1 protein-coding gene is annotated in these 408 nt (G+C 66.4%); it reads right to left on the bottom strand.

The window, feature by feature from the left end; translation table 11 throughout:
• On the bottom strand, nucleotides 1-408 hold a 408-nt coding region (locus EN879_RS38630), incomplete at both ends, for an NAD(P)-binding protein (protein WP_127274840.1).

The following is a 408-nucleotide window of genomic DNA, read 5'->3' on the forward strand; positions in this document are numbered from 1 at the left end:
CCCGCCTGTTCTGCTGCACCAGATAGGGCATCGCGTCATGCACGCCGCCGAGATCGTCGCCGGGAATACCGGCCGCGCGCGGCGTTTCGGAACCGCCGCAATAGAGCACGGCATCATGTTCGGCGAGCAGTTCGGCGACCGGCTTGTCGACCCCGACATTGACGCCGCAATGGAAGGTCACGCCCTCGCCCTGCATCTGCTCGATGCGCCGGTCGATATAGTGCTTCTCGATCTTGAAGTCGGGAATACCGTAGCGCATCAGCCCGCCGGGCCGGCTTTCGCGCTCGTAGACATGGACGTCGTGACCGGCGCGGCCAAGCTGCTGGGCAGCCGCCATGCCGGCCGGGCCGGAGCCGATGACGGCGACCCGCTTGCCGGTCTTCTTCTCCGGCGGATAGGGCCTGATAT

Origin of the sequence: Mesorhizobium sp. M7A.F.Ca.AU.002.02.1.1, from assembly GCF_003998535.1 — a bacterium.
Classification (GTDB): Bacteria; Pseudomonadota; Alphaproteobacteria; order Rhizobiales; family Rhizobiaceae; genus Mesorhizobium; species Mesorhizobium ciceri.